The following is a 9,344-nucleotide window of genomic DNA, read 5'->3' as shown; positions in this document are numbered from 1 at the left end:
TATTTCGACACGCCGCGCCCGCTTGAGCGCGAGAGCGAAACGCATGTTTTCCAAACTGGTGGCACGTTCAACCATGTGCTGGGCCGATGGCGCTGGACGGTGACGGGGAATTACGCGCGCACCGACAATGAAACCCGCACCACGCGCAACGCAGACTATACCGCATTGCGCGCCGGCGTCCTTGCGGGCACCGTGAACCCGTTTGCCGCGGGCTTTGGGTCGGATCTGTTGTTTCTAGCACCCGATCTGGCGAGCAGCCTGAACCAAAATCTGGATGTCCGCAGCACATTGGCGGGTTCCGTGCTCACCCTGCCCGCTGGCGAAGTGCAGACGACATTTGCGTCCGGTTTCACACGCCAGATGCTCGACAGCGAAACATGGCGGTCGGGTGTCACCACCAATGTTGCCTTGCGCCGCAATATCATAAACCAATCGATCAACGCCGAAGTGCCCATCACAGGCCGCGATTTCGGCATTGGTTCAACCATTGGCGAATGGTCGATCAACGGCAATATCGGGTTCAGCGACCTGTCGGACTTTGGCCAACTAGTCGAATATGGCGCAGGTCTGCGTTGGGCCCCTGCCCGCAACCTGACATTTCAGGCATCGATTACCGGTGATGAAAATGCGCCCGGCATTGGCCAGCTGGGCAACCCGACCCTCGTGACGCCAAATGTTGCGACCTATGACTTTACCCGCGGGGAAAGCCTGTTCATCAATGTCACAACCGGCGGCAACCCCGCGTTGATTGGTGAAAAGCGCCGCGATCTGATCCTAAACGCCAACTGGACCCCGACCTTCATTAAGGATTTTGCGCTTCAGGCGAGCTATTTCAGAAACAACAGCCGCAATACAACCGCATCCTTTCCATTGCTGACCCCCGAAATTGAGGCTGCGTTCGCAAGCCGCGTCGTGCGTGACGTAAATGGTCGCCTATTGAGCGTAGACCAGCGGCCAGTGAATTATGACCGTGAAACGTGGCAACGCATTCGCTGGGGCTTTAACATGTCCGGAAATATCGGCGCAGCCCCGCCAGCACGCGGGCCCTTTGGCGGCCCTCCTGGCGCGGGCGGCCCCCGTGGCCCCGGTGGCGCACCCGGCGCGGCTGCACCCGCTGGCGCGCAAGGTGGACCACGTGCCGGTGGTGGCGGTCGCGGATTTGGCGGCGGCGGTTTTGGTGGTGGTGGCCAACCAAGCCGCTGGAACATCGCATTGTACCACACATATCGCATTCAGGAGGAAATCCTGATCCGTCCCGGCGTTCCGGTGCTCGATTTGCTCAATGGATCTGCCACCAGCAGCAATGGCGGCGCGTCACGGCATGAGGTCGAGCTTTCGGGCGGTATGTTCCACAAGGGCTTTGGTTTGCGCCTGCAGGGCACGTACAAGAGCGGCACGACCGCCAATGGCACTGGACTGCCCGGCAGCAATGATCTGCGTTTCAGCGATCTTGCAGCGGTCAACGCCTTCCTGTTCATCAACATCGACCAACAGGCACGCGTTGTGAAGGCACTGCCGTTCTTGAAGGGCAGCCGCGTGGCATTCCGTGTTGAAAACATCCTCAACGACATTGTCGATGTGCGTGACCAGAACGGCAATGTGCCGTTGGGATATCAGCCGGGATATATCGACCCGCGTGGCCGTGTGTTTGAACTGAGCTTCAGAAAGCGGTTTTAACCACCGCGTTTAGCCCACACGTAGTTTGCGCATTCGCAGGCATCACGCCCGATGCCGCCAGCGATATGCCCTCAATAGTGACGCGGTTAGGTGGCGAAGCCGACAACCACGAAAAACCCCGCCGAAATCGCTTCCGGCGGGGCTTTTTTAAACCGTTAGTGCGGTTAAACTTTACATGGCACCATGGGCCAATGCCGCCAACAGAAGCAAGGCCACGATGTTCGTGATCTTGATCATTGGGTTTACGGCTGGACCAGCGGTATCCTTATATGGGTCACCAACGGTGTCGCCGGTAACGGCTGCCTTATGGGCCTCCGAACCTTTGCCGCCATGGTTGCCGTCTTCGATATATTTCTTGGCATTGTCCCATGCGCCGCCGCCCGAGGTCATCGAGATAGCAACGAACAGTCCGCCCACAATCACACCGAGCAGAAGCGCGCCGAGAGCTGCAAAGCCCTCTGCCTGACCTGCAACGGCCGTGATGATGAAATATACCGCAATTGGCGTCAGTACGGGCAGCAACGAAGGAATAATCATTTCCTTGATCGCAGCCTTGGTAACAAGGTCAACTGTACGGGCATAATTTGGCTTGGACTTGAAGGTCATGATGCCGGGGTCGTTCGCGAACTGGTCACGTACGTCCTTCACCACTTCACCCGCAGCACGGCCAACCGCAGTCATGCCCATCGCACCGAACAGGTACGGCAGAAGCGCGCCGAGCAAGAGCCCGACGATGACATAGGGGTTCTCAAGGCTGAAATTCACCTGAAGATCGGGGAAATATTCCCGAAGGTCGGCGGTGTAGCTTGCGAACAGCACAAGTGCTGCAAGACCAGCCGAACCAATGGCATAGCCCTTGGTCACAGCCTTTGTGGTGTTGCCAACGGCGTCGAGTGCATCGGTCTTTTCACGCACCGATTCATCAAGGCCAGCCATTTCGGCAATACCACCGGCATTGTCGGTAACTGGACCATACGCATCAAGCGCCACAACCATACCGGCCAAGGCCAACATGGCCGTTGCGGCAAAGGCAATGCCGATGACGCCAGCAAGCTGATACGCAATGATGATACCTGCGCAGATCACAATCGTTGGCATCGCGGTGGATTCAAGGCTGATTGCCAGACCTTGAATAACGTTGGTGCCATGACCCGTTTCCGATGCCTTCGCAATCGAACGGACCGGACGGTAATTGGTGCCAGTATAATATTCGGTGATCCAGATGATCAGGCCAGTGATGACCAGACCCAGCAGCGAGCAATAGAATAATGTCCGGCCGGTAAACCCGCCAACATCCGTTTCCATGCCGCCAAGCGCATAGCTAATTGCCCACCAGATCGCAGGAACCGAAAGCAAAGCAGTGACAAGGAAGCCCTTGTACATTGCGCCCATGATGTTCGTGCCGCCACCAAGACGGACGAAATAGGTTCCGATGATCGACGTGATAACGCACACGCCGCCAATCAACAGCGGCAAGCTCATGAGGTTCATGAACAATCCGGTGTCGGTTACGCCCTTCACCAGCAGCGCGATCAAAACCATGGTTGCACCAACGGTGACGACATAGGTTTCGAACAAGTCAGCCGCCATACCAGCGCAATCGCCAACATTGTCGCCAACGTTATCGGCGATAACCGCAGGGTTGCGTGGATCATCTTCGGGGATTCCAGCCTCAACTTTGCCAACAAGGTCAGCGCCAACGTCAGCGGCCTTGGTAAAGATACCGCCGCCCAAACGTGCGAAGATCGAAATCAGCGACGCGCCGAATGCCAATGCGACCAGCGCATCGATTACGGGGCGGCTGTTCGGTGCCATCATCGCGACATCGGTCAGATACCAAAAGAAGACGGCAATCGCGAGCAAGGCAAGTCCAGCCACGAGCATGCCGGTAATCGCCCCTGCGCGGAATGCCATGGTCAGACCGGCCTGAAGCCCAGTCTGCGCCGCAGCCGCCGTGCGGACGTTTGCACGGACCGAGATGTTCATCCCGATATAACCCGCAACGCCCGAAAGCACCGCACCGAGGACGAAGCCAACGGTTGGAATGACGCCAAGGAACACCGCCACAAGCACCGCAACAGCAACGCCAACGATGGCGATGGTCCGATATTGACGGCCAAGATAGGCTTTTGCGCCTTCCTGAATAGCCGCGGCGATTTCCTGCATTTTTTCATTGCCAGCCGAGGCGCTCAGCACCTGGCGGCTGGTTACAAAACCGTACACGACGGCGAGCAACCCGCATATTATTGCAATAATAGTCAGAGACATGAAATTATCTCTCCCCTCCTGTTTATAAAAACATCTACTGTTGCCATTCTCCTCCCGAGAACTGCAAGCGATAGGGGTATAAGGCGGCATCGTCAGACATAGCAACCCTTAAACGCCGCCATTTCCGCCAGTTCACTCAATGGTGTTGATAACCCAGCGTCGGCGGCAATTTCACCGGCTCATCACCGTGGTACAATGTGAGCCCCCCGCCCGCAATCACGCGTCCGACAGCGGTCGCCTCGACATTTATGCCGACATTTGGCGGCGCACAGAACAAAAGTTCATAATCATCGCCCCAGCTTGCCGCCTGCATCCGGCTTTCCAGACTATCTGTGCGATAGCTGACATAAGCAGGTGACAAGGGAATGCACGCCAGGTCAATTTCGATGCCGATCCTGCTGGCGGTCGCCATGCGCTCTGCATCGATCAAAAGCCCGTCGGATATGTCCATCATTGCGTGGACAAATGGCGCAAGCTTCTGCCCTTCGGCCAAGCGCGCCTGTGGCCGGTTGAACGCGTCGGCAAGCGCGCCAACCTCGTCAAAGCCCGCATCGATCAGCTCAAATCCCGCCAGTGCATCGCCCAATGTTCCGGTAACATACAGTATGTCGCCGACCTGCGCGCCCGCGCGTGAGGGCACCGGGCGATTTGTCGCAATACCAAGCGCGGTTAGCCCAAGCGCGCGCTTGTCGCCACGGTTGGAAACCGTATCCCCGCCAAGCAAGGCAACGCCATAATGGCCAAGCACCTTTTCCAGACCGGCGGCAAACGCCCTGTCCCAATCATCATCACCAAGCATGAAGCCAAGCAGCACGCCAATGGGCGAAGCCCCCTTCGCCGCGAGGTCGGACAGGTTCGAGGCAACGAGTTTCCACGCGACATCGGCGGGATCTGCATTGGACCTGAAATGCACATCTTCGGCCATCATGTCGTGCGTGATGATCAGGCAGCTGTCGCCGACTTCAACGACCGCCGCGTCATCCAGAAGCCCGCGCGCCGCTGGGTCTTTCGCGAAACCACGCAATATATTGATGAAGGCGGATTCGGTGGTCATGCTGCAACTTTAGCCGATGTGCCCGTTATCCTGAAACATGTTCAGGACAAAAGGACATTCAATTTCGGACATCTTTCGCCACGGCATCCAGCAAACCGTTGACGAACTTCGCATCTTTCTTATCGAAAAAGGCGTGCGCGACGTCGAGATATTCGTCGATCACCGTCGCGGTTGGAACATCAGGGCGGGCGATCAATTCATAGGTACCGCAACGCAGAAGCTGAAGCATCGTCTTGTCCAGACGGCCCATCTTCCATTGCTCGCCAAGCTTTGCATCAACGAGCAGGTCAATTTCTTCGCGGCGGGCATCAACGCCAGATACAACGTCGTCGAAAAAGTCGGCATCGGCGTCCGCATATTGCGCGTCTTCAATTTCCTGCCCCAAACGGTGCGAATGGAATTCATTCAAAAGGCGCGCAATGCCGATATTTTCCATATCCATTTGGTACAGCGCCTGCACCGACGCGAGACGCGCTGCCGAACGGGATTTTGATTTCGCACTTGCGTTATTGGCACTCATAATCTTTTCCTGACACTCGCCGCATGAGCGGGTAAACCTTCGGCATCGGCAAGCGTTGCCGCTGCCGGGCCTATAGCATTGATGGCGGCTTTATCGAGCGCGATAAAACTGGTGCGCTTCATGAAATCGAGAACCGACAAGCCCGACGCAAATCGCGCTCGGCGTCCCGTGGGCAACACATGGTTTGGTCCGGCAACATAATCGCCAATCGCCTCTGGTGTCATACGGCCCAAGAAAACCGAGCCTGCGTGCCGCACCAGATCGAAAAGGCGTTCGGCGCGGTCATCATCCACCGCAAGCTCCAAATGCTCACCCGCCAAGCGGTTGACCAGAGGCATTGCGCCTTCCAGATCGTCGACGAGGATTATTGCACCAAAATCATCCCAGCTCTGCCGCGCGACTGCGCCGGTTGCGAGTGTGGCAATCTGGGCATCAACCGCTTTTGCGACACTGTCGGCAAAAGCGGCATCATCGGTGAACAAAATCGACTGGCTCGTCGGGTCATGCTCGGCTTGGCTCAAAAGGTCCGCGGCAATCCATTCAGGATCATTCTGCGCATCTGCGACCACCAATATTTCGGATGGGCCGGCAACCATGTCGATGCCGACGACACCATACAGTTGACGCTTGGCTTCGGCGACCCACGCATTGCCGGGGCCAGTGATGACATCAACGGGGCGAATACGCTCGGTACCATAAGCGAGCGCCGCAATTGCCTGCGCGCCGCCCACGCGCCAAATTTCGTCGACTCCAGCCAGATAGGCCGCCGCCATAACCGTTTGGTTTGTCTCTCCGCCGGGCGTTGGCGTGACCATGACAATGCGCCCCACCCCTGCAACCTTCGCAGGAATGGCGTTCATGAGAACGGAAGATGGATAGGCTGCACGGCCACCGGGCACATAAACCCCCGCCGCATCAACCGCCGACCAACGCGCGCCCAAACGCACATTGTCGGCATCGCGATAGTCCCGGTTTTCGGGCAATTGCGCCTTGTGATAGGCCTCTATCCGCTTTGCCGCGAGCGTTAGCGCATCGCGCAAATCCGGCGCAAGGGCCTCATAGGCCGCCTTGCACTGGGCGGCATCAATGTGCCAACCCGCGTCATTCAGGTCAAAGCCGTCAAAACGCTGGGTCATTTCGGCCAAAGTCACATCGCCGCGCGCACGGACATCGCGGATGGTTTGCGTGACGACGCTGGACACGTCGGCATCCGCCTCACGCCGGCCATTTACCAGCGCATCAAATGCGTCAGCAAAGCCCGCGTCAGATGCGTTAAGCCGCTGCACGTGCGCCCGACAATTCGCGGAACGCCTGCACCAACGCAGGAATAGTACCGCTCATCATTTTAAACGCCGCACGATTAACGATCAGCCGCGCCGAAACCTGCGAGATAATTGCCGTTTCGACCAAGCCGTTTTCTGCGAGCGTCTTGCCCGACGACACCAGATCAACAATGCGTCCCGAAAGGCCGAGCGACGGCGCCAACTCCATCGCACCGTTCAGCTTGACGCATTCCGCCTGAATACCGCGCGCATGATAATAACGCGCTGTGGTCGCCGGATATTTGGTTGCGACGCGGATATGCCCAGCCTGAACATCATCAACGGCGCCCTGCGGCATCGCGACCGAAATGCGGCAGCGGCCAATGCCAAGATCAACGGGCGCATAAAGCTCCGAATAATCAAATTCGTCGATCACGTCGGACCCGACAATACCAATATGCGCCGCGCCATGGGCTACAAAGGTCGCAACATCAAAAGCGCGCACGCGAATGATGCTGATCGCGGGATTGTTGGTCGCAAAAAGCAACGCGCGGCTGCTCTCGTCAAAGAACGCAGGTTCAGGCTCGATACCTGCCGCTTTCATAAGCGGCAAAGCTTCGTCGAGAATCCGCCCCTTGGGGATTGCAAAGATGATGCGTTCGGTCACAATGCCCGCGCTTTAGGGGCCGCGCGCAGAAAGGGCAATATGGCAGAAACCCTATTTGCCCGTCGATTTCACGATCGCCAGCATCCGTTCAACCGCTTTGGACGTCAGTTTAAAAACGCATCCATGGCCGCATTCACCGCGTCCGGCCGTTCCCAGATGACAAAATGGCCGCATTCCTGCACCGGTGCAATCGTCACATGTGGCACCAATGCTTCGATGCCGTCGATGTTGCTTGCGGGCAGCGCGAGGTCATCCATCGCCCACACAATCAGCGTGGGCGTCATCAGCTTCGGAAAGTCGCCTGCGGCAAAGGCAGGCATTTCGGCGTCTTCATCCATCGCCGGCACATATATTGCCGATGCGCGGTACCAGTTGAGCATGCCAAAGCACGCATCGCGGTCTTGCCAATCTTTCAGCAACGCAGCCCGCTCTTCGGGCTCCATTGCGCTTGGTTTATCCCAGCTAACCGTCTTGCGCATCAGACCGGTTAGCCCAGCCTCACGCACCAAAGCATCATTTGCGGGGTCACGGAACGCACGCATATATTGGCTGGCTGCCCGCTGCTGCATGTCGTTGATCATCAGCCGCTGGAACAGATAGGGATGTGGCGCATTGGCGATGATTGCACGCGTCACGCGGCCTGCCCATGCGGGGTTAAGTCCGGCCGGCTGACCATTGAGCGCAACACTCCATGCAATCGCGCCGCCCCAATCATGACCCGCAATGATGAAATTGTGGATGCCAAGCGCGTCGGCCAAGGCAAAGATATCCGCGGTCAGCTTGTCGGCCGTATAGGCATCGACATTTTGCGGCTTTGATGAATTGCGATAGCCACGTTGATCGGGCGCGATGCAGAAAAACCGGTCCGAAAAATGGGCCATCTGGTGCCGCCATGTGCGGTGCGACTCCGGAAATCCGTGCAAGAATATGATCGCAGGATTGGCAGGATCACCCGCCGTAAACGCATCCATTTCAATCCCGGTTGAAAGGGAAAAACGGTGATACTTTAGTTCGGTCATGATGTTTGCCTTATAATATTGCGATAGGTGTTGGACCGCCTTTTCGTCACCACTTTGGGCTAGCGGCTATTCGCCCGGTGCACGGGCCTTGATCGCCAGCGCGTGGACGCGCGTGCCCGGAATATCACCCAGCGCCTTGTTCACCATCCGCTGCCGCATCAGGCGGGATACGCCCGCAAATGCAGTGCTCTCTATTTCCACGGTGAAGTGCGACTCACCTGAACCATCGTCACCGCTATGGCCATGATGTTTTGCGCTGTCGTTGATGACCGCGAGATGTGTGGGGGCAAATGCTGCCGTCAGCAGCGTTTCCATTTCGATATGTGCAGGGCCTTTTTCCATAAGCTCTGTATTCCCATATCCGCAGTTTTTCGCCAAGGGGAATTATGGATTCGCGGCAGCCCTTTGACCGATTTCACGGCCGCGTTCGCGGTGCGCAGCGGCATTGCGCGCATCCGCACTGCCGTGAGGCAGGCGAATTTCGCGCGCCTGACCCGCATGGTCAACGCGCATCGGCCAACGGCCCAGGCGACTATCAATATCTGTGCCTTGAACATGTGCGGCAGTTTAATGCCGGCTATAACTGGTTCGCGGGCATGACCGCCGAAGAAATCATGGAAGCGCAAAGCCCCATCAATGTGTGGCCAAGCGAAACCCGTGCCTTTCGCGCCAGCGGCAGTGTCGATTCGCCGCCCAAATGGGCGGACTTTAAAGACCCGTTGGATGCCATATCCACACGCTTTCGATCACGCATACCCAAGGAGCGCGCCGACGGGCAATTCCTGTCGCCTGAGGACCGCAAAGCGCTCAAGACGCTAGGGCTTGGCGAGGATGCGGATAGGCGCGCCTTACGTAGCGCCTATTCGGCCAAGGTCCG

General features: G+C 57.6%; 9 protein-coding genes. 2 read left to right on the top strand and 7 right to left on the bottom strand.

Annotated elements, in window-relative coordinates; translation table 11 throughout:
* The coding region (locus tag ACIQ5B_RS08505; protein ID WP_397598630.1) for a hypothetical protein at positions 1–1,677 on the top strand (1,677 nt) is incomplete at its 5' end.
* 171 nt (positions 1,678–1,848) lie between these two features.
* On the opposite strand, the gene ACIQ5B_RS08500 is transcribed toward ACIQ5B_RS08505, so the two are convergent.
* The 7 genes from ACIQ5B_RS08500 to ACIQ5B_RS08470 all read right to left on the bottom strand — a co-directional run bounded on the left by ACIQ5B_RS08500 (position 1,849) and on the right by ACIQ5B_RS08470 (position 8,809).
* Entirely contained in the window at positions 1,849–3,945 is a 2,097-nt protein-coding gene (locus tag ACIQ5B_RS08500) for a sodium-translocating pyrophosphatase (RefSeq protein WP_397598629.1), read from the bottom strand.
* A gap of 136 nt (positions 3,946–4,081) precedes the next feature.
* Entirely contained in the window at positions 4,082–4,999 is a 918-nt protein-coding gene (gene thiL, locus ACIQ5B_RS08495) for a thiamine-phosphate kinase (RefSeq protein WP_397598628.1), read from the bottom strand.
* Between the two features lie 58 nt (positions 5,000–5,057).
* Complete coding sequence (nusB, locus tag ACIQ5B_RS08490; RefSeq protein ID WP_395637748.1) at positions 5,058–5,519, bottom strand: transcription antitermination factor NusB; 462 nt, start codon at positions 5,517–5,519, stop codon at positions 5,058–5,060.
* Entirely contained in the window at positions 5,516–6,805 is a 1,290-nt protein-coding gene (gene hisD, locus ACIQ5B_RS08485) for a histidinol dehydrogenase (RefSeq protein WP_397598627.1), read from the bottom strand. Before hisD ends, nusB begins: the two co-directional genes overlap by 4 nt.
* Complete coding sequence (gene hisG, locus ACIQ5B_RS08480) at positions 6,792–7,448, bottom strand: ATP phosphoribosyltransferase (RefSeq protein WP_397598626.1); 657 nt, start codon at positions 7,446–7,448, stop codon at positions 6,792–6,794. Before hisG ends, hisD begins: the two co-directional genes overlap by 14 nt.
* 104 nt (positions 7,449–7,552) lie before the next feature.
* Complete coding sequence (locus tag ACIQ5B_RS08475) at positions 7,553–8,467, bottom strand: alpha/beta fold hydrolase (RefSeq protein WP_397598625.1); 915 nt, start codon at positions 8,465–8,467, stop codon at positions 7,553–7,555.
* A 66-nt stretch (positions 8,468–8,533) separates the two neighbouring features.
* Positions 8,534–8,809, bottom strand: coding sequence for a BolA family protein (locus tag ACIQ5B_RS08470; protein ID WP_397598624.1), 276 nt, complete (start codon positions 8,807–8,809; stop codon positions 8,534–8,536).
* 44 nt (positions 8,810–8,853) lie between these two features.
* Between ACIQ5B_RS08470 and ACIQ5B_RS08465 the strand changes: the two genes are divergently transcribed.
* On the top strand, positions 8,854–9,344 hold a 491-nt coding region (locus tag ACIQ5B_RS08465; protein WP_397598623.1), incomplete at its 3' end, for a molecular chaperone DnaJ.

Source organism: Sphingorhabdus sp. (assembly GCF_044374345.1).
GTDB lineage: Bacteria > Pseudomonadota > Alphaproteobacteria > Sphingomonadales > Sphingomonadaceae > Sphingorhabdus_B.
The sequence above is the reverse complement of the archived record's forward strand: the minus strand, read 5'-3'. Positions and strand labels throughout refer to the sequence as shown.

Excerpts from the sequence above, each read along its gene's own strand:
- thiL (WP_397598628.1), bottom strand. The coding sequence starts at position 4,999 with ATGACCACCGAATCCGCCTTCATCAATATATTGCGTGGTTTCGCGAAA.
- ACIQ5B_RS08470 (WP_397598624.1), bottom strand. The coding sequence starts at position 8,809 with ATGGAAAAAGGCCCTGCACATATCGAAATGGAAACGCTGCTGACGGCA.
- nusB (WP_395637748.1), bottom strand. The coding sequence starts at position 5,519 with ATGAGTGCCAATAACGCAAGTGCGAAATCAAAATCCCGTTCGGCAGCG.
- ACIQ5B_RS08500 (WP_397598629.1), bottom strand. The coding sequence starts at position 3,945 with ATGTCTCTGACTATTATTGCAATAATATGCGGGTTGCTCGCCGTCGTG.
- ACIQ5B_RS08475 (WP_397598625.1), bottom strand. The coding sequence starts at position 8,467 with ATGACCGAACTAAAGTATCACCGTTTTTCCCTTTCAACCGGGATTGAA.